The organism is Marinomonas aquiplantarum (assembly GCF_003314975.1).
GTDB lineage: Bacteria > Pseudomonadota > Gammaproteobacteria > Pseudomonadales > Marinomonadaceae > Marinomonas > Marinomonas aquiplantarum.
In genome coordinates, this window is sequence record NZ_QNRF01000006.1 from 197,845 (window position 1) to 217,457 (window position 19,613).

Annotated in this window: 23 protein-coding genes; 6 read left to right on the plus strand and 17 right to left on the minus strand. The window is 43.7% G+C overall.

Annotated elements, in window-relative coordinates:
• Nucleotides 1-38 precede the first annotated feature (38 nt).
• The 5 genes from DFP76_RS12805 to nagB form a co-directional block, all read right to left on the minus strand.
• Nucleotides 39-497 carry a GNAT family N-acetyltransferase gene (locus DFP76_RS12805; protein ID WP_113875023.1) on the minus strand — a complete coding sequence of 153 codons (459 nt, stop codon included), beginning with the start codon at nucleotides 495-497 and terminating at the stop codon, nucleotides 39-41.
• Nucleotides 498-925: 428 nt separating this feature from the next.
• Nucleotides 926-2,734, minus strand: a complete 1,809-nt coding sequence (locus DFP76_RS12810; protein WP_113875024.1) for a methyl-accepting chemotaxis protein — start codon at nucleotides 2,732-2,734, stop codon at nucleotides 926-928.
• Nucleotides 2,735-2,940: 206 nt separating this feature from the next.
• On the minus strand, nucleotides 2,941-4,086 hold the full coding sequence (nagA, locus tag DFP76_RS12815) for an N-acetylglucosamine-6-phosphate deacetylase (RefSeq protein WP_013795629.1): 1,146 nt from the start codon (nucleotides 4,084-4,086) through the stop codon (nucleotides 2,941-2,943).
• Nucleotides 4,083-4,964, minus strand: coding sequence for a glucosamine kinase nucleotide-binding domain-containing protein (locus DFP76_RS12820; protein ID WP_113875025.1), 882 nt, complete (start codon nucleotides 4,962-4,964; stop codon nucleotides 4,083-4,085). Before DFP76_RS12820 ends, nagA begins: the two co-directional genes overlap by 4 nt.
• 10 nt (nucleotides 4,965-4,974) lie before the next feature.
• Entirely contained in the window at nucleotides 4,975-5,760 is a 786-nt protein-coding gene (gene nagB / locus DFP76_RS12825; RefSeq protein ID WP_113875026.1) for a glucosamine-6-phosphate deaminase, read from the minus strand.
• 192 nt (nucleotides 5,761-5,952) lie between these two features.
• On the opposite strand from nagB, the gene DFP76_RS12830 reads away from it, so the two are divergent.
• The 5 genes from DFP76_RS12830 (at nucleotide 5,953) to DFP76_RS12850 (ending at nucleotide 11,116) form a co-directional block, all read left to right on the plus strand.
• Nucleotides 5,953-7,218 carry an ABC transporter substrate-binding protein gene (locus tag DFP76_RS12830; RefSeq protein ID WP_113875027.1) on the plus strand — a complete coding sequence of 422 codons (1,266 nt, stop codon included), beginning with the start codon at nucleotides 5,953-5,955 and terminating at the stop codon, nucleotides 7,216-7,218.
• A gap of 132 nt (nucleotides 7,219-7,350) precedes the next feature.
• Complete coding sequence (locus DFP76_RS12835) at nucleotides 7,351-8,286, plus strand: carbohydrate ABC transporter permease (RefSeq protein ID WP_113875028.1); 936 nt, start codon at nucleotides 7,351-7,353, stop codon at nucleotides 8,284-8,286.
• 12 nt (nucleotides 8,287-8,298) lie between these two features.
• On the plus strand, nucleotides 8,299-9,165 hold the full coding sequence (locus DFP76_RS12840) for a carbohydrate ABC transporter permease (protein WP_113875029.1): 867 nt from the start codon (nucleotides 8,299-8,301) through the stop codon (nucleotides 9,163-9,165).
• A gap of 29 nt (nucleotides 9,166-9,194) precedes the next feature.
• Nucleotides 9,195-10,289 carry an ABC transporter ATP-binding protein gene (locus DFP76_RS12845; protein ID WP_113875030.1) on the plus strand — a complete coding sequence of 365 codons (1,095 nt, stop codon included), beginning with the start codon at nucleotides 9,195-9,197 and terminating at the stop codon, nucleotides 10,287-10,289.
• Nucleotides 10,290-10,360: 71 nt separating this feature from the next.
• Entirely contained in the window at nucleotides 10,361-11,116 is a 756-nt protein-coding gene (locus DFP76_RS12850) for a GntR family transcriptional regulator (RefSeq protein ID WP_013795622.1), read from the plus strand.
• 44 nt (nucleotides 11,117-11,160) lie between these two features.
• On the opposite strand, the gene DFP76_RS12855 is transcribed toward DFP76_RS12850, so the two are convergent.
• The 3 genes from DFP76_RS12855 to DFP76_RS12865 form a co-directional block, all read right to left on the minus strand.
• Nucleotides 11,161-11,664, minus strand: coding sequence for a GNAT family N-acetyltransferase (locus tag DFP76_RS12855; RefSeq protein WP_113875031.1), 504 nt, complete (start codon nucleotides 11,662-11,664; stop codon nucleotides 11,161-11,163).
• A gap of 183 nt (nucleotides 11,665-11,847) precedes the next feature.
• Entirely contained in the window at nucleotides 11,848-12,333 is a 486-nt protein-coding gene (locus DFP76_RS12860; protein ID WP_220150996.1) for a hypothetical protein, read from the minus strand.
• Nucleotides 12,334-12,553: 220 nt separating this feature from the next.
• Nucleotides 12,554-12,898 carry a Fis family transcriptional regulator gene (locus tag DFP76_RS12865; protein ID WP_113875032.1) on the minus strand — a complete coding sequence of 115 codons (345 nt, stop codon included), beginning with the start codon at nucleotides 12,896-12,898 and terminating at the stop codon, nucleotides 12,554-12,556.
• A gap of 237 nt (nucleotides 12,899-13,135) precedes the next feature.
• On the opposite strand from DFP76_RS12865, the gene DFP76_RS12870 reads away from it, so the two are divergent.
• The gene (locus DFP76_RS12870) at nucleotides 13,136-14,971 is read left to right on the plus strand and encodes an ABC transporter ATP-binding protein (RefSeq protein ID WP_113875033.1); all 1,836 of its coding nucleotides are present in this window, start codon (nucleotides 13,136-13,138) and stop codon (nucleotides 14,969-14,971) included.
• 132 nt (nucleotides 14,972-15,103) lie between these two features.
• Here the strand turns inward: DFP76_RS12870 and DFP76_RS12875 are convergent, their stop codons facing one another.
• The 9 genes from DFP76_RS12875 to DFP76_RS12910 all read right to left on the minus strand — a co-directional run bounded on the left by DFP76_RS12875 (nucleotide 15,104) and on the right by DFP76_RS12910 (nucleotide 19,467).
• Nucleotides 15,104-15,799, minus strand: a complete 696-nt coding sequence (locus DFP76_RS12875) for a class I SAM-dependent methyltransferase (RefSeq protein WP_113875034.1) — start codon at nucleotides 15,797-15,799, stop codon at nucleotides 15,104-15,106.
• A gap of 100 nt (nucleotides 15,800-15,899) precedes the next feature.
• The gene (locus tag DFP76_RS18400) at nucleotides 15,900-16,127 is read right to left on the minus strand and encodes an HNH endonuclease (protein WP_113875035.1); all 228 of its coding nucleotides are present in this window, start codon (nucleotides 16,125-16,127) and stop codon (nucleotides 15,900-15,902) included.
• A gap of 9 nt (nucleotides 16,128-16,136) precedes the next feature.
• Nucleotides 16,137-16,277, minus strand: a complete 141-nt coding sequence (locus DFP76_RS18145) for a hypothetical protein (RefSeq protein ID WP_181799849.1) — start codon at nucleotides 16,275-16,277, stop codon at nucleotides 16,137-16,139.
• Nucleotides 16,278-16,353: 76 nt separating this feature from the next.
• Nucleotides 16,354-16,677 carry a DUF2834 domain-containing protein gene (locus DFP76_RS12885; RefSeq protein ID WP_113875036.1) on the minus strand — a complete coding sequence of 108 codons (324 nt, stop codon included), beginning with the start codon at nucleotides 16,675-16,677 and terminating at the stop codon, nucleotides 16,354-16,356.
• 121 nt (nucleotides 16,678-16,798) lie between these two features.
• Nucleotides 16,799-17,503, minus strand: a complete 705-nt coding sequence (locus DFP76_RS12890) for a hypothetical protein (protein ID WP_113875037.1) — start codon at nucleotides 17,501-17,503, stop codon at nucleotides 16,799-16,801.
• Nucleotides 17,504-17,639: 136 nt separating this feature from the next.
• Nucleotides 17,640-18,014, minus strand: coding sequence for a VOC family protein (locus tag DFP76_RS12895; RefSeq protein ID WP_113875038.1), 375 nt, complete (start codon nucleotides 18,012-18,014; stop codon nucleotides 17,640-17,642).
• Nucleotides 18,015-18,130: 116 nt separating this feature from the next.
• Nucleotides 18,131-18,583: a hypothetical protein gene (locus DFP76_RS12900; protein WP_113875039.1), complete on the minus strand. Its 453-nt coding sequence runs from the start codon at nucleotides 18,581-18,583 to the stop codon at nucleotides 18,131-18,133.
• Nucleotides 18,584-18,603: 20 nt separating this feature from the next.
• Nucleotides 18,604-18,993, minus strand: coding sequence for a hypothetical protein (locus DFP76_RS12905; protein ID WP_113875040.1), 390 nt, complete (start codon nucleotides 18,991-18,993; stop codon nucleotides 18,604-18,606).
• Nucleotides 18,994-19,095: 102 nt separating this feature from the next.
• On the minus strand, nucleotides 19,096-19,467 hold the full coding sequence (locus DFP76_RS12910; RefSeq protein ID WP_113875041.1) for a hypothetical protein: 372 nt from the start codon (nucleotides 19,465-19,467) through the stop codon (nucleotides 19,096-19,098).
• Nucleotides 19,468-19,613 lie beyond the last annotated feature (146 nt).

Consider the following 19,613-nt stretch of genomic DNA (forward strand, 5'->3'; position numbering starts at 1 on the left):
ACTTTTATGATGAGTGCTTTGGTCACTAGAGACATACTTCAAGAGAATTGAATCGCCATGATGTATTTATTCTGCGCCTCTCCCTCTCCTACGACTTGAAAACCATGCTTTTGGTAGAGTGCAACATTATGCTCTAAACACCTTAAATATAAGGATGGCAATTGCATGGTTTTTGCCACATAGAGTGCAAACTCAATCAAGCCTTTTGCCACACCTTTTCCTCTATGATCGGGCGGTACATAAATACCATCCAACCAATAATGACAACCAACATATTCAGGCAATGCTCGCTGTTTTATCTCACCAGCTCCAACAAGCTTATTTTCCAGATGCGATACAAAGGCCAAAGGCAAGGACGCTTTGTTTAGGCTTAATGACAATTTTTGAATAACACTTTCCAATGTGGCATCTTCGTCCACATGAGCCCATTCATCGAAGTACCACTTTGCAACAACAGGTACTTCATTGGGAAAATCAACCAAAAACGAAACCGTCATAAACCCTCGTAACAGACTAACATGGCGTAAAACTCAAGCTGCGTAATCATGTCAACCTTAACCAGTGTTGGAATGGCAAGTTCCAGCTCTTTTTCATGAGAACAAACCTTCTTTTAAAACGCGAAAAATCGCTTTTTCATTAAAAAGCGATCACCTATAGGACTCAAAAAAACAATAGATAACGGCTTACTTGTCAGTCTAATTTGCTCTTATTAAGCATTTGAAGGTATCGCATCTCGCCATGATCCACCATGAATGCCACTAAGAACATAAAAAAGTGCCTTTCTGAAAACATGAATAACCCTCTATGTAAAAGAAGACTGTCATGCATTCAACAAAGCCAATGGTTATATGAAAACCAAAAGGCTGAAATAAGCCAAAAGAAGGTTTCTTTATAGGTTCTTATTTGGCCTGTTCACCATAAAACGTCAGGCTTCAATTAGGGCATATTTTTGTTGATGCTCTAAGTAAAGAGCTTGCAACTCATCAATGCCCCTTAGGTTGCCCATTTCATCACGATAACTCAGAGTGTGATCAATCACCCCTCCTTGCCATTCGTTTTCAATTTTCAAGCGCTGAGGCGTTTGTTTGAATTCCTCTATAAAGTCATTGATGGCTTTTAATAAGTGATAAGAAGAAGGTTCGGCTGAGACCACCGCAGAATAGTAAAACGGCTCAGGCAAGATGCTGTCAATCACCTCTATCTTGTTATGCCAAGGACTGGCTGGGTTGACCGACGCCCAATGAAATATAGGATGATCGGATGCGAAAGCATCAATCGAACCATCGGCTAAAGCATCATGAATCCTTGATATGTCCCCATAAGCAATGAGATTCGACAATCTTATCTTGCCACCAGGTTTGTGCTCATTTTCTGCCCAGCGAAAACCCTGTTCTTCCAAAGTGGTTAAGGCTGCCGGATCATTGATCACCCCCAGTACCTTGCCTTCTAAATCAGACAGATGTTTGATTGAGGTGTCATTGGCTTGTCGACATAAAACAAACTTGAGATAGGTGTAAGTGTCTGAAAAGGCAATGCCTTGATAAAAATCACTGGGTGGTATCGCGCACCACACCACATCCACATTTGGTTGGCCTTTTTCTTTTCCTGCGAATAACAATTCGGTTAGTAGATCCCAAGGATGTTCTATGAATTCACATTTGACCCCCAACCAATCCGCAAAGGCTCTGGCATACTCGGCATCCATACCTTGAATAGCACCATTAGGAGAACGACGAAATGTCACCCCTACCAACGCAGGATCAACGGCAACGTAAATGACGCCACGCTTTTTAATTTCCGCTAATTTATCAAAGGAAGGCGTATTGTAAACATGATTGGCTTTTAAAAATTGGTTAATGCCATCTTCTATCAAGTCACCCTCAAGGGTAAGGTATGAGTCTAGAGATTGGGTTATATCAGAAGCCCACCCCACCTTATTAATGGTTCGGTTTGACGATTCTTTACTGGCTTCGAGTAATTCAAATACCACTGAATTGTGCCCACTGATGGTTTCTAGACGATCAGACATTTGAGTAAAACGCGTTTGAATGTCAGATAGGGAAGACGCAATTTCCACATCCAGAGTTTTGAGTTCCTGATCAACTGTGTTCATCGTTTGTTGGAGTGACTGAGTCATACTGGATAAGTCGATCAGTTTGACGGCTTCATTGGTTTGTGCCATGGTTTTTTTGGCAAGTTCACCAACCTCTTTCGCAACGACCGCAAACCCTCGTCCATGATCGCCTGCACGTGCGGCTTCAATGGTCGCATTGAGAGCAAGCAGTTGAATGCCTTTCCCTATGTCTTCGATATTGTTCAAAACTTTTGTCGCGCCTTCGGCTTTGGCGTCCAATTCATTACTAATGCGAGCCAGTTCATTGCTGATGGCAAGGGTTCTTTGCTCAACCGACTGTCGAGTATTCTCTTTAATTTGGCTAGCACTCTTGGTGCTGGCTTCAATTTCTTGACGTGTTTGACTCAACCCAGTGCGTAAATTATGAGAACGAACGTCTATTTCCCGCATTAAACTGTCTTGGGCTTCCCCTGCTGTGCTGGCAAACCTGAGTAAATTTTGCAGAAAATTTAGTGCGCTAGAAACGCCGTGAGAAAAATTCTCAAGAGGATTATTCTGTTGAGTCGTTGCAGAATATTGATCTTCTGAGATGTCATTTAGGCGACTATCGTCAATAGCGAAATGAGGTGTTTTCTGTTTTTTAAATAATCTATTTAACATGTTATGACCTCTACAGCGGATGATGAACATACGATTGAGTAACTCAAGTAACTCATTAACCTAACGCAATATTCATGCCCATTCTGATGGAGAGAGGTTAGAAAAGTAGCCATCAAACATCACATGGTTTGCTGGCGTTATTCATAGGATAGAAGCTTATTAAACATGCATGCTAGATCACCAAAAAAGTGGCGTTGTGATTCTTCTTAGTGCGTTTTTGGCTCCAACATGGGGTGGCCGTCGATCCAAGTCTGGGTGACATAATAGTCTTGGTTAAGCGCAACCAAGCTGGCTTGGTAGCCGACTTTAATACGACCAAGTTGATGGTCGAGACCTAAAAACTGCGCGGGTCGTAAGGAGGCCATTTGGAAAGCTTCTTGAGGGGTTCGTTTAATCAATTGTATGGTATTTCTAACGGCACTGGCCATGTCCAGATCTGACCCAGCTAAGGTGCCGTCGGCGGTGGTCACCTTACCATTTTTACGATGTATTTTTTGACCTAAAAATGGCAGTTCGGACTTGCTGGAACCAACGCTTTGTATGGCATCTGTGACCAGCATTATGTGTTCACAGCCTTTGGCTTGCATAGCGATATTCATGGTCGCAGGGTGCACATGATGTCCGTCGGCAATCAGTCCGCACCAAGTCTTATATTGGTTTTGCAAGGCAGCACCTACCACCCCAGGCTCTCTGCTTGTCAGGGGCGTCATGGCATTAAAGAGATGCGTAAAGCCACGTGCACCACAATGGACTGCCCTGATCGCTTCATCGTAGGTAGCGGCGGAGTGCCCAATGCAAACAATGGCGTGTTGTTTAACCAGTTTTTCAATAAAGCCATCGGGGACTTGCTCTGGCGCTAAGGTGACCATGAGTTTGCCATGGTTCGCGACATCGAGTATTTTGAACAGCTTTTCTTCGTTTGGCATACGAAGCTTGTCTTCGTTATGCACGCCTTTTCGAATCGGGTTCAGATAAGGCCCTTCATAATGTAAACCAATTATACCCGCCAAACCCTGTTGTAATGCCTCGCACACAGCGTCATGAGCTTGTGACATGACGTCATAGTCATCGGAAATTAACGTTGGCATCATGGCGACCGTGCCAAATTGAGCATGGTTTTTGACGATCACCTTTAAAGCATCCAGAGTGGGCGTATGGTTAAACAGAACGTCCCCGCCGCCGTTCACATGGACATCAATAAACCCTGGGGCCAGTATGTCAATGAGTTGCGTTGCTAACTGGGGATAATCAATGGGGGTAATATCCTGAATTTTACCGTTTTCTATCGTAACTTGCTGGTGGTTAAGCCATTGTTCACCATCAAATAGACGCTTCACCTTCAGTACTGTCATAAAGACGTTCTCCCAATCTGTTCTTTTGCCATTTTAATGGCACCATCCATAGCGTCGCCTTGTGGTGGACGTAAATAGGCTTGTATGTCATCGGGCAAATAAGGCGCTATTGCCTCAGAGACGCCCCCCACTAAGGCAATGTTCTGTGCGCCTTTGTGGATTAAGCAGGTTAGGTATTGGCTTATCCATTGCGCTTGTTCTGAGATAATTCGTAAAGCGATTGGGTCACCAGATTCGGCAAAATCAAAGACTTTAATGGCGAATGTACCGAACTCTTTAGGCAAGGGAGAGTGGTTTTGAAATTGCACATATTGTTCAGGGCGGTGACCAAAGTCGCGATTAATGGATTGGGTGAGAGCCGACTCAGGCAAGACACCACTCAAGGCCGCAAGAGAGTACTCTAATGCACTCAAGCCAATTCGTGCGCCACTGCCCTGATCCGAAAGAGGAAACCCCCATCCCCCAACAATATCGAATTTCTTGTCAATATAAACAACACCACAGCTGCCCGTGCCGACGATCATCAAACCGCCGTTTTCGCCATCAAACGCCCCTAAACAGGCCGCATGCGCATCGGTCAGTAGGAAACAACGGCCAAACGGAGAATGTTGAGATAAGATGAGCTCTTGCTCTAATGCTTGATTGACTCCAGCCAACCCCAGACCAATCGAAATGTTTGGATAATCTTCTATGTCAATGTGCCCTTGCTTGCACGCTTCAAAGCAGGCTTCAAGAATATTTTGCCAAGCGCTTTCTATCCCGGTTCTTGGATTGCCAGAGCCTCCCACCGCCTCTCCTAAGACCTGTCCATTGTGGTCGACCAGACGGGCTCGACAGAACGTCCCGCCCCCATCCACGCCCAGATAAAACTGTTTCATTTGCATCTCCTTATGTCAGCTCCTGACGTTGTTTCTCACACCAGACATAATAATCTTTTAATGACAATTGAGCGGCGGCATCTTGATCGAGTACCAAGCAAGCCTTGGCGTGTTGCTGTAATGCACTGGCTGGACACATGGCGGTGAGTGGGCCTTCTACCATGGCTTTTACAGCAGCGGCTTTTTTATGACCTGTCGCCAGCAATAAGACGTGTTTGCTTTCTAGAATGGTTTCAATGCCCATGGTTAAAGCGAGGTGGGGTTGATATTCACCATCGGCAAAGAAGCGCTTATTGGCTTCGATGGTGGATTCCGACAAAGATTTAATTCGGGTGCGAGAACGCAGACTGGAAGTGGGCTCATTAAAACCGATGTGGCCATTTTCGCCAATCCCAAGCAGTTGTAAATCAATCCCGCCAGCCTCTTGAATGGCGTTTTCGTAATCTTGAGCGTTTTCCACTAATCGCGTTTCATCAAGTGACGCCGCCATAGGAAGGTGGGTGTTGGCTAAGTCGATATCAATATGATTGAAAAGGTAATGCTTCATAAAATGACGATAGCTTTGCGGATGAGTGTCATCAATACCAATGTATTCATCCAAATTGAAGGTGGTGGTGTTTTTAAAGGAAGCCTGACCTGCTTGAACGGCATTAATGACCTGCTGATAGGTGCTAATGGGGGTAGAACCTGTGGCCAACCCTAAAACAGGTCGGCTTTTTTTGCGCACCGTCTCTAATAGAAGGTCAGCGGCATACTGAGCCACCTGATTGGCAGTATCAAGAATGATAACTCGCATAAGTCAATTCCGAAAAATAAAACCAATTTAATACCAAAAAAACCAAAAGTGCAAAACGAAATGCATCATATGATTATTTTGGTTTGACATTTGCCCATTATTGGCGATATCTTGAAAAAATAACAATACCTAAGAAATACCAATGACGAAAATGACACTAAGAGAACAACAAAACACAATCGGAGAGTTATCATGCGAAAAGTATGTTCCGCTTTACCTAGTTACAAGCTAGCCTGTTTTGCCACATTATTGTTGGCTGGCATGGCCCAAGCTTCGGACACCTTATATGTCGAAAGCTGGAGAACTGACGACGCAAATATATGGTCTGATACCATTATTCCCGCTTTTAACAAGCACCATCCAGACATCAAGATACAGTTTTCCCCCACCCCACCGACCGACTACAATTCCGCCTTACAGGCAAAGCTCCAAGCAGGCTCAGCTGGCGACATCATTACTTGCCGCCCCTTCGACGCTTCGTTGCAGCTTTTTGACTCTGGTTACCTTGAAAAGCTAAATGGCTTAAAGGGTTTGGAAGACTTTTCTGATGTGGCGAAAAGTGCTTGGGTAACAGACGATGGTCGTGAGCAATTCTGCTTGCCAATGGCGTCCGTGATCCACGGTTTTATTTATAACAAAGAGATTTTTGAAGAACTCAATCTGACGGTGCCAAAAACACAAGACGAGTTTTTTAAAGTGTTGGCCAAAATCAAATCAGAAAGCCGTTATACCCCGTTGGATATGGGCACCGCCGATCAATGGGAAGCGGCGACAATGGGCTTTCAAAACATTGGACCTAATTACTGGAAAGGAGAAGCCGGTCGTAAAGGTCTGATTGATGGCACCGCTAAGCTAACGGACCAAGCGTATGTGGATACTTGGAAAGAGTTAGCAAAATGGAAACCTTATTTGGGGCGCGGTTTTGAAGCCCAGAAATATTCAGACTCACAGAACTTATTTACGCTAGGTCGGGCCGCCATTTACCCTGCGGGGTCTTGGGATATTCAAACCTTTAATAATCAGGCGGACTTTGAATTTGGTGCCTTTCCACCTCCCGTCCTAAAACAAGGTGACACCTGTTATATCAGTGACCACACAGACATTGGCATGGGCATTAATGCGGCTTCGAAGCATAAGGAAGCGGCCAAAATTTTCTTGAATTGGATGGCTTCCGCCGAGTTTGGGGAATTGTTTGCGAATGCAGTGCCTGGCTTCTTCCCACTGTCAAATCACAGTGTTGCGATAAAAGACCCTGCGGCACAAACCTTTATCAGTTGGCGCCAACAGTGCGAATCCACGATTCGTAACTCGTATCAGATTCTTTCTCGCGGTACACCAAATCTGGAAAACCAACTGTGGAACGTCAGTGCTCAGGTTATTAATGGCACCATGACACCAGAGCAAGCGGCCACTGAAACTCAACAAGGATTGGAACAGTGGTACGGACCTCAGCAGTAACATGAATCCTTGATAGAAAGATCGCTGATAGAAAGATGACAGAAAGATGGCTGAATCAGCCGCTGTTCTGTGAAATGACAAGGAGACGACCAATGACGTCGCCTCCTTGTCATTTATTGATGAGAGTGAATCATGATGTTTTCCAAACGTACTAAAGAACACAAACCTTTTCCATGGCACCTATGGGTGTTTCTTGGGCCAGGTTTACTCATTTACCTTACCTTTAGCGTTTACCCTCTTCTCGACACCCTGATTCTCAGTCTTTATGAGGAACAGGCAGGGCAAAGCGAGTTTGTTGGTTTAAAGAATTTTATCACCTTGGTAACGGATGAAAATTGGTCCTCTGCTTTTTGGAATGCATTGTCCAATAATCTTCAGTTTTTTGCCTTTCATATGCTGCTACAGAATCCGATTGGACTGTTATTAGCCGTGTTGCTGAGTTCCCCTAAGTTAAGACTGGCCAGCAGTTATCGAACCCTGATTTTTATGCCAACCATGCTGTCTGTGGTGATCATTGGTTTTGTTTGGCAACTGATACTCAGCCCCATTTGGGGAATTTCGGAAGAGTTTTTATACAGCATAGGTTTAGGCCAATACTTTGATGCCTGGCTGGGCAAAGAAGGCAGTGCGCTGGTGACCTTAAGCTTTATTTCCGTTTGGCAATTTGTTGGCATTCCGATGATGCTGATTTACGCCACCTTGTTGAATATTCCAGATGACATTATTGACGCCAGTACCGTGGATGGCGCCAGCCCCATGCAAACCTTTTTCCACATAAAATTGCCGTTGATTTTACCGACCATTGCGATGGTGTCGATTTTAACCTTTGTGGCCAATTTTAATGCCTTTGAACTGATTTATGCGGTAAAGGGAGCTCTCGCAGGGCCGAACTTTTCGACCGACCTGTTGGGGACCTTTTTCTACCGAACCTTCTTCGGGTTTCAGTTGCAACAAGGTAGCAGCACAATGGGCGCGGCGGTGGCGACCTTGATGTTCCTAATTATCTTGGTGGGTGTGATGCTGTTCTTGTTTTTTATTCAGCGTCGTATTCAACGCTTCCAGTTTTAAAAGGGCCCAATCATGAAATTAATGCAGGTTTTTTTACCTAAAAACACCTCGGCAGGCCAGATGTCTAAGAGTGTGACCATTCATGGGATCTTACTCGCCTATACTGTCATTGCCTTGTTTCCTATCTTGATTGTCATTATGAATGCCTTCAAAGACCGTAAGGGGATTTTTCGTGATCCATTGGCCCTGCCAACCAGTGAGACATTTTCACTGGTTGGATTTGAACAGGTGCTGTTGCGTTCTGACTTTGGCTTGTTTGCTTGGAACAGCTTGCTGGTAACCGTTTTGGCGGTGGGCTTGGTGATTTTGTTGGGCGCCATGGCTGCTTGGGCACTCACTGAGTACCGTTTTCGGATGAATTTGCTGATTACCTTTTTGTTTGCGATGGGCATCATGATTCCGATTCGCCTCGGTACCGTCAGCATTTTGCGACTGATAGTCGAACTTAATCTAGTCAACACATTAACGTCATTGGTGCTGGTGTACATAGCGCAGGGCTTACCCTTGGCGGTCTACATTCTGTCTGAATTTGTCCGCACGATTCCAAAAGAGCTAGTGGAAGCCGCACGATGTGATGCGGTCAGCGAATACCGTATCTTTTTTAGCATCATCTTGCCCCTGCTGAAACCTGCAATGGCAACGGTGGCCGTGTTCACCATGATCCCGATCTGGAATGACCTTTGGTTCCCCTTAATTCTCGCCCCGAGTGAAGAAACAAGGACGATTACCCTAGGGGTTCAACAGTTCGTGGGCCAATATGTGACCAACTGGACATCGGTATTAGCGGCGCTGACGATGGCCATTGTTCCGGTTCTGATTCTCTATACCATTTTTTCTAGGCAGTTAATCCGTGGTCTGACCAGCGGCGCGGTGAAGTAGTCGCTTGATTGCGACTAGAAGGATTTAATATGGCAAATTTACAACTGAAAAATATTCAAAAACGCTTTGAAGATGTTGAAGTTCTTCATGGCATTGATCTTGAAGTCAAAGAAGGGGAATTCGTTGTTTTAATTGGCGAATCCGGATGTGGAAAATCCACCCTGCTGAGGCTGTTATCAGGGTTGGAAGAGATCTCTGAAGGCGATTTGATGATTGATGGTCAGCGAGTCAACACCAACCCCCCTGCTAAGCGTGGCGTGGCAATGGTGTTTCAGTCTTACGCCTTATACCCTCATATGAATGTGTATAAGAACATGGCGTTTGGTCTCAAAATCGCAGGTCAAAATAAAGCCTTTATTAAGAACAAGGTGTTGGAAGCGGCCAAAAAACTCAAAATCGATCACCTTTTAGAGCGTTTACCGCGTGAATTATCCGGTGGTCAGCGTCAACGTGTGGCAATTGGTCGGGCGATTGTTCGAGAACCTAAAGTATTTTTATTTGATGAGCCTTTATCTAATCTGGATGCGTCTTTACGGGTACAAACACGAGTAGAGTTGGGTAAGTTGCATCAAGAGTTACAGGCCACGGTGATCTACGTCACACATGACCAAACAGAGGCCATGACTCTGGGCGACAAAATTGTGGTGATGAACAAGGGACGCATTGAACAGGTCGGCGCCCCACTTGAACTGTATCATCAACCAAAAACACAGTTTGTGGCGGGTTTTATTGGTTCGCCTAAGATGAACTTTTTAACGGGGAAAATCCATCAACAAGGTCCTGAGTCGACGCAAGTCATGTTAGAATCCGGTCGCATTATTAGCGCATCGGTTAACAGCTCAGAGTTGCATCAAGGGCAAATGGTGACCATAGGTTTGCGTCCCGAGCACTGTACTCAAGCCTCTCTGGACAATCCTTTGACAGGCTCTGTTTCTCTCGTTGAACATCTTGGTGAAGTCTCTTATGTCTATATGGATTTGGGAGACGAAGGCGAGCTGGTAACAAAAGTAGACGGGGATCAGGCTTTTCAAGCGGGAGACACCGTCTCCTTTGGTATAGAGCCTCACAAAGTATACGTTTTTGATGAAAATGGTGTCACCTTGGACAGAGTGACGAATGAATAAAGTCACCTAGAAACGGGGGACTCGGTCATGAATTTAACAGTGGCATGGAGTGTCGATTCAGGAAATACATTATGACGATACATAGAGTGAACGACCTTTTTGGTCCATCTGATGCCCTTAAAAAGAAGGGCATCCCACTGTATATTCAGGTAAAAAATGCCATTCAAACGGCCATTGCAGAAGAAAGATTAGGGAATGGTGACGTATTACCGCCCGAAAGAGATTTGGCGAAATATCTGGATGTGTCCCGAGTGACGATTCGTAAGGCCATTGATGAACTGGTAAAAGAAGACGTTCTGACACAACGTCAAGGCGCCGGAACCTTTGTCAGTGAGCGAGTGGAACAACCGTTAAATCATTTGCGCAGCTTTACCGAAGTGATGCGCGACAGAGGCAAAGAAACCACCGCCAAATGGCTTGATCGGTCCCTTGGTGTGCCCCATGACGATGAGCGCCATGCCTTGCAATTGTCACCCGAAGAAGAAGTCGTCCGTTTTTATCGCCTGCGCTATGTGGATGGCAAGCCAATGGCGCTGGAACTGGCAACCGTGCCCAGTCATTATCTGGATAACCCCTTTGCCATTGAAGGCTCTCTGTATGAGATTCTAGAAGCACAAGGCCGACGTCCCGTCAGAGCATTTCAGCGCATTCGAGCCATTACACTGGACGATAACCGCGCCCAGTTATTGGATATTTCTGAACAGGCTGCGGTGCTGTATATTGAACGAACCGGTGTCGATAAAGAAGGCACACCGGTCGAATTTACCCGTTCTTGGTTCCCAGGAGACAGCTACGACTTCGTGGCGGAAATTCATGACACTCATTGATAGGTCAAAGGCATAAGCCAAACAGATATGATGTGGATTCTGAGTCACTGAGAATGTATGAATCTGAGTATCTTTTCGTTCTTAGACTCTATATAGGTGCTGGAATCAAACTGTCCCCCCACAGATTCAATCATGGCTCTTGATGCTAAATTGCTTTCATAACAATGGACATGTACTTCAGAAATGTCCATTTTGTAGGCCTTCACTAAGGTTAAATCTAATATTTTCCGACCATAACCTTTGCCACACATAGACGGTCGTACACCCACTCCTATATGACCACCAGCAAAGCGAAGTGAATCATTTAAAACGTGTCGTAAATGAGAGCAAGCGACCATCTCATTATTTTCAATCAGCCAGAAAGTGGTATTCGGCACAAGGGAATCCGGTAACGCTTTGCCTTCAGAATAATGCTGTAACAGAGTCACATAGCGAGCAAAATCAGAATAATCAAACGTCAGCGGATAGGGATAAGGGTCTTCATCAGCAAGCTCTTTAACATAGCGATAAAAACTCTCTTCATACTTTAAACTGGGCGTGACTAACATACACCATCCTTGTCGTTAAATTAACGCATGTTACCAGTGAATTTTGAGTGGCAATTGAGGGCGAAAATCTTTCCATTTCCCACACACTCCCTCGCCTAATGTCATTTCGACGAGATGCTCATCGCCTCTTTCAACGCTTAACCTATCAACCGATGACAAGCTATCTAAGGTGTCAGAGAAGGCTTATGCGGGAACCAAGAGTGTCACTTCAGCAAGGGTTCGCAACGGATTTGCATCTATACTGCGTTCTACTGGTGCCATAAAAGGCACATACACGCACAAAGGCTCGTGCAGACGATTTGAATTATCCCCTACATGGAACGCATTCGGCGCGGGAAAATAATCGGCTTGATAAGACCACCCCTTAAAAGGCCTAACCGATTCCGACCCACTGGTTCGAGTCAGAACCACACCAAAAGGTGACGCCTCAGGCTGTGCCACTCGCTCCGCTAAACACATCTCCTTAGCTGGGCCATTTCTGGCTTCCTCCACATCTCGCAGATACAAGATCTCCAACATGCCATTAGCAAACTCAAAACGACGATTCGAAGTTCCCTGCCCCTTGTGATCCCGGCGAAAGCTTTCTTGCAGACCAAACGCCACCAACAAATCTCCCGCTTGCTCAGGCTGATCAGTCAATATAAAGAAATGATCCAACTCGAATCTCATATAAGGTACCGATTCCTTAGTGAATGCATGATTGGTCCATGTAATCAGGCCGTAAAAGCCGTCCAACTGTTTGATTTATAAACAACTAGCTTATGATATCAACAGCTTAGCTCTTTCTTATCTTCAACATTCTCGCTTTGAGACTTGTGAACCACTCGTTGAATCAAAACGCTCTTCAGACAGGCATTTACGTTTGAGAATGAAATATGAAAAAAAACCGCTAACCTTGCAGCCTTCTTGCCCAGTTTCCATCATGAGACTGGTCACAATTTTCTTCCGTATCGTACGACACATGCCTTTGGATATTTTTCACCTTAATGTCCAAGTCATTAAATTCAGCATGAATTTGTTGCTCAAGTTGTCCACTCAATGAAGACGCTTTAAACGCCTCAAGATGCTCATTGGTATCAAACACACAAACCACCTTCAGACTCTCAGGAAAGCGATCATAATTCACACTGTGGGTTAACCACTCAAAGCCATTAAGGCTTTTTAAGGCGGATTCACACACACACGTCAGGGCTAAACGGATTTGATTATCGAGTTTTTTATCGGATTTACGCATAATACTTTGGGATCAAGGGGCCGTTAAATTAAGTTAGCGGAATACCCTATTATTAAAGAACCACCTGTGCCTTTGAAGTTAGCATTTAATTTTACTCTAACCCTGAGGATTAATATAACGATAGGCTCAAAAATACAGAAAACAGAAATTTTGGACAATAAAGGGCGATGATTTAAATACCTAATGGCCACGAAAAATACCTTATAATATAGGCACTCATTAACGCTAGGACAAACAATGAAGCCTGCTGCCGCACCTAAAAATATCGTCGATAAGAACATGTTAGGTGTGTTTCGCTACAGTCGTCGAGCTATTGAATTAGTGTGGCAAACCTCTCCAGCGCTAACCATTGGTTTGGCAATAGCCACCTTAATTGCGGGTACTGTCCCTGCCGCTATGGCCTATGTGGGGCAATTAATTGTCGATGCGGTGGTCGCCGCCATGGCAATGTACCAGCAAGACCAAATTCTGCATTATCAAACCGCACTTAACTATGTTGTCGTTGAAGGCATTTTGGTTTTAATCATTGCCGCTGCCCAACGCTCGATCACTGCCCAACAGGCCATATTGCAAGGTTTACTAGGGCACAAGGTCAACATGTTAATTCTGGAAAAAGCCCAGACATTAACACTTTCACACTTTGAGAATTCCGAATTTTACGACAAGCTGGTTCGCGCCCGTCGCGAAGCGTCTAGTCGTCCACTCGCGCTGGTCAAAAAAACTTTCGCTCTGATCCAAAACGCCATCTCCCTTACAAGCTTTGCCATTTTATTATGGCAATTCTCCCCTTGGGCCCTGGGGTTATTGGTGCTCGGCGCATTACCCGCTTTTGTGGCTGAAGCCAAATTTTCAGGGGATGCCTTCATCATGTTCCGCTGGCGCTCCCCAGAGGTTCGTCAGCAAAATTATCTGGAAACCCTGTTATCTAGGGAAGACAACATCAAAGAAGTACGTCTCTATCAATTAGGCGAGCGTTTCTTACAGCGTTACACGGAAATTTTTCTCAAGCTATTCAAAGAAAGTAAGCGTTTAATTCTACGCCGTGAAAGCTGGGGATTTACGCTAGGCATCATCAGCACTCTGGTGTTCTATGGTGCTTACGGCTGGATCGTCAGTGATACTATTATAGGTGCCATTACATTAGGCCAGATGACCATGTATCTGTTGCTATTCAAACAAGGGCAAGGCTCGGTATCCGCTTCGTTAACCTCGATTAGCGGCATGTACGAAGACAATCTTTACCTATCTAACTTGTATGAATATTTAGAACAAGAAACGCCATCATCACAACAAGGCTTACTGGTCGGCCCAAAGCCCAACGATGGCATTCGCTTCGAGAATGTCAGCTTTCAATACCCAGGTAGTACAAAACCCGCCCTATCAGCAATCAACCTGCATATTAGACCCGGACATAGCCTCGCCATTGTCGGCGAAAATGGGTCAGGGAAAACCACCTTAATTAAGCTACTTACTCGCCTTTATAACCCAACTGAAGGGCGAATTTTGCTCGATGGCTTAGATTTGCTTGAATGGGATGAAACGACCCTATTAAAACGGGTTGGTGTGATATTCCAAGACTTCGTACGCTATCAATTCATTGTCGGTGAAAACATAGGAGCAGGCGACAATGACCGTTTCAACGATCTAACAGGCTGGCAAAAAGCCGCTGAACTTGGCAAAGCCACCGACTTTATCGACCAATTAGAAAGTGGCTATCACACGCAGCTAGGCCGCTGGTTTAAAGATGGACAAGAACTGTCTGGTGGCCAATGGCAAAAAATCGCCCTAGCTCGCGCCTTTATGCGCAAAGAAGCCGATATACTGGTTCTCGATGAACCCACAGCGGCCATGGATGCCCAAGCAGAGGCCAGTATCTTCCAGCACTTCCAACAACACACCAAAGACAAGATGGCGATTTTAATATCCCATCGTTTCTCCACGGTTCGCCTCGCCCACGAGATCATCGTCATGGGTCAAGGTCAAATCAAAGAACGCGGAACCCATGACGCTCTACTTGCCCAACAAGGTCAATATGCTCACTTATTTTCGTTACAAGCACAGGGCTATCGCTAAAGGAAATGCAAAAAACATCAAGAGACCAATTTAAGGGGTTAGGATTTTGGAGATTAAAGGGTCAGAGTAAAAATATATTTAATTTTACTCTGACCCTTTTAGTTTTTTGCTCTTAGTCTGACTCTTCATTTGCTAATTATTCTTGGAAAACCACGCATGCACAAAACCCGCTTGATAAAATGGCACGGGAGAATGGAAACCACCCTGCTCGATAATTGACACCACCTCATCTGGCGGCAAAATGGCCACGTCTTTTGCCCATGTTTTATGTACTTTTTCTATGGCGCCAGCGGGAACGTTTGCAGCATGCAGCATATTGACCCAAACCTTGAGCAAAGCGTCATATTCCGCTGAACCAACAGATGAGGATAAGTCCGCGCTAACCAAGATAGCTTGGCTTTTTAATCGTTCTGATATGGCACGGAAAAATTGCGCACGGGCTTTCTTATCAAGAATAAACTGAGACACCATAAAACAAGTCGCCGCATCATGAAGTTCCATATCGGGTAATGTTTCCACATAACCTTCATGAAACGTACAGCGAGAAATAAAGCCTTCTTGTTCGGCTCTTTGGCGACATACATCCAACATGGCAGCGGATGGCTCAACAGCGGTAAAGCGCCAATTAGGAAATCGGCTTGCTAAATAAGAAAGCTCAACACCAGCGCCTAAACCAACGCAGAGTATTTGAGCAGACTCAGGTAAATCCGACAAAATCCACTCAAGCTGAAAGTAAAGCCCCTCGTGAACGGGTCCCAACTTCTTTTGCTGTTCTTCATAAACACTCGCCTGCTTGTCAAAAACGGCGTTTAGCTCTTCTTGATTCATGTTACATGGACTCCAAAACCGTATCACGACCACAGCACACGCGGATTATATTCGAGGCAAAACCATTAAAGGCACCAGAGCCCCCAATTATTTTGTTAGCTTACTTTGCGAACACAATTTGTCTGAATAAACATATATCACTTAACATTTGGGTTCTACGTTTAATACCATATTCTCGAACTATGCTAATTAACTCTTGTCTTGTAGGGTTCTCAGAAGTTGATTCACAAGCAGGATTCCAGCGCCCTTTGATGTTCACATTACAAGTTTTACAAGATATGGCGATATTATCATTAATATCCTCGCCGCCTTTAGATAAAGGAATAATATGATCTTTTTACCACTCTTTATAATTTTCAACAGAAACTAATAAATCTTTATCGCAATACTCACATTTAAATCCGGCTCTAATTCCGAGGATTACATCATTCTCACCCCACTGACCAGTATTAACTAATGCTTCAATAATTTTATTCATGCAAATTCCTTTTGTAAGCTAACGCCGCGCTCTGCGGAGAGTGAGCGCAGCGAACGATTCCGACAAGAGCGCTTTGTTATGTGTTGCTTTCAATTTGAACCTGCCTCAAATAGAGAAATAATGGCAACCCAAGAGAAACACCAACACTTAATGTAGCTAGAGCTGGAAGCCATAATTTTTCCATTTGTAGACGCTTACCTTCAGCAAAAATGAAAACAAATAAAACCACGGCAGACACGATCACGTCCATGCCAAAGAAACCCCCAATTTTTGTTGAGAATAGTTCTTTAAAGAAGAGTTGAAAATCAAGTCCGTTTTCAATTAGCCACGGCATAAGCTGAGATAGAGGTAATAAAGTACCTAATACGCATAATAATAAAAAAGTCGTTTTTAGATTCATTATTGGTACTCTTCTTTTTCACACATAACGCCCCGCTTAGGGGCAAAAATACGCAGGCTAAAATTAGGAGCGAAGCGACTGGGGCCTGCGTGTTTTTGTCCCAGTGAGCGCCAGCGAACGACTACAGCGGATTGTTATATTTTTTGCTGATACTAACTGTTATCTTGCTAGAAACATATTCGACTGCTACCACGTTTAAAAGGTATTGATTCTCCCCTAGAGTAAATTGGAATTGGTCGCCTGGGTAAACTCTTTTGGCTTCTGTTTTACCATTAACTGAAAATCTAATGTCTCCTGCACCAGTTACGGTTAGGTTTTCAACGCCAAAAACAACAACGCCATCAAAACCATTCCAGCTTCTACCTAATGGTATATCTTCCTTTTCAACAATGTACTTTGAAGTGTAAGTTGCCAGTCTCTTTTCCAATTCCAGATTAGATTTCTTTAATTTCGCAAAATCTTCTACTAAATTTTCTGAAACTGTATTTTGGCTAATACTTTTGAGCTCTGTTACTAAGCTAATAAGCTTCTCGTTCTCCTCAGATAGCTCTTTATTCTGCGCAGTTAGATCTTCAACTTCTTTTTTGTCTTTGAATGGTTTGTATGAAAGCTGAACTTTAAGAACGTTGATTTGATCATTTATCGACTTGATTCTTTCTTCTTTGACATTTATCAGTTGTTCTTTGCTATGCAATTGAGTGTCTTTCTCCACCAAAATAAAGTTTTGATACATTACACTCATTGCGATCACTCCAAGAATAAACGACGTTAATCTTCCGGAAATGTCATTCTTGATAAATTGAATAAACTTCTCAACTACTTCCACATTAATACCTTGCTAGAAAATCCCATAAATATAACGCCACTGTAATGGGCATTTTTTGTGTAGTGGAGTTTTGCGGTAAAGTGGCGAAGCCACCGCAAAATGGAGCGAAGCAAAAAATGTCCGATTGACAGTTTTGTTAGGTTTTTTCACTATTTTGCCCTATTCTCCAAAGGATACCGCTTGGATCAATGAGCACAAAATCTCTCATTCCCCATGGTTGGTCTTGAGGAGGAACCGTTTTAATGCTGTATTTCTCAGCGATATTTTTTTCGAAAATGTGTTTCCACCAACTATCCAAATCCTCAACTAGTAAATGCATCATAAAATTATCAGCTAGCTCTTGGACGTAATAATTTTGTAGAAGAAAGCTTGTATTACCTGTATGAAAATAGGCTAGTTCATCTGATGACCAAGGCATTTCAAAACCTAAGTCATGGTAAAAGGACTTTGACAGCTCAAAATCCTTTGAGGGTACGAATGCTTTTAACTCTACAGTTTTAAGATTAGTCATTTTCAACTCTTGATAAGCCTAACGCCCGATTAACGGGTAAAAAATTGCGGGCTAAAATTGAGCGAAGCGAATAGCCCACAAGTTTTTTATCCCTGTTTAATTGCTTGTTAGAGCTACTAGCCACCAAAGCCTAATAAAACGCCCCCACCAGACATAGAATTTCCTGAAAAGGAACCGTTTGGCATATTCATGTTATTAGCATCACCATAAAGATTTAAGCCTATCGGCCTCAGATCCATATTTTCCACAACAGCTTCTCTATTTGATACATTCCGAACTTTCAATACTTGCTTACCTTGGATGGTGATAATTATTGAGCCTTCAATTTCTTTAACCTCGACAGCAGGAAACTTTGAAACTGAATTTTCAACGACTGAAACAAACTCCATTTTTTCAGGATTACTGAACGCTTGTAGCCAAACTTGTGGTTTTTCCCCGTAACCAATAATTAAAGGTAATGCTCCTGCTAATTCAACCAAGTGCCCACCACCAATTAATGAGTTACTACAGATAGTTAGCTTTTCGTATGGCTGATATGAAGATGGGAGATTATTTCTTGTATAAGTCATTCGTTTTCTCCCGATACAACTTATCTTTGTTTTGGAGCCGTATTGAAGTGTTCTTTGATCTCTTTCATTACTCGTTTTCTGTCGTTTGGCAGAGCCAAACCTACTATATATAGAATGATGGAAATAGCGACACCTGCACCTAATGCAATCCACTCTCCAATGTAAATCTGTTGTTCTACTCCAGCTAAAGTTGTTGCACCTTTACCCAAGATGTTAAATCCAAAACCCACAGTAGCCAACAAAATGCTATTAGCCCAATTAAATGTTACAGGTTTACCATTTTTGATATGCTCAAAATCCAAAGCTGTCAATGGATAGTCTGCCTGCCACGTACCTATGCTAGCTCCAGATATCAATCCGTGAACTGGTATCGTTTCACTTATTTGTTGATTCTCGATTCGACTACTCATTCATAATTCCATGCCGATATAGTTTATGTAGCTCTAACGCCGCCAGCAGGGGTGACAAAACCAAGCAAAGCGGCGGTTTTGGCATCCCTCTGGCTGGCCTTGTTAATTGTTTATAATCTTGAATGCTTGTTTAAAGAAAACCTCAAATACTGCTGTTTGTAAGAGCAGAGAGAAGATTATATAGACGGCCATATTGAACTTTTTCGATGCGAGAATTGCCAAAACGCCCTGCATGAAGTTTAAAACTGCTAATAGGAAACCGCTTAGGCAGATTACAATGCCGAGAACAACCTCAGAATAGGGAACTGATAGCAAAGAGCTTATCGGTTCGCCTTTCGCGATTATTACTCCTAATGCAAATACTAGTGCTGATAGCCCAATGTTTCTGATGTTATCGAAAACAAACTTTAATGTGACATCCTTTTCTTGTACGCGGATGAACTGAGGATAGTTATCCGGGTTGAAATCCTTCATTTTTACTCCTTGTTTGGTTGTAGTGGTCAAGTAAAACTGGCCACGGTTATATTTCAGTACAGTTCTTCCGCTCTATTAGGTGACATCATGTTGTTGTACTGATGCGGCCTTATTGGACAGAAGTAGCCGACTATATAATCTGTGAT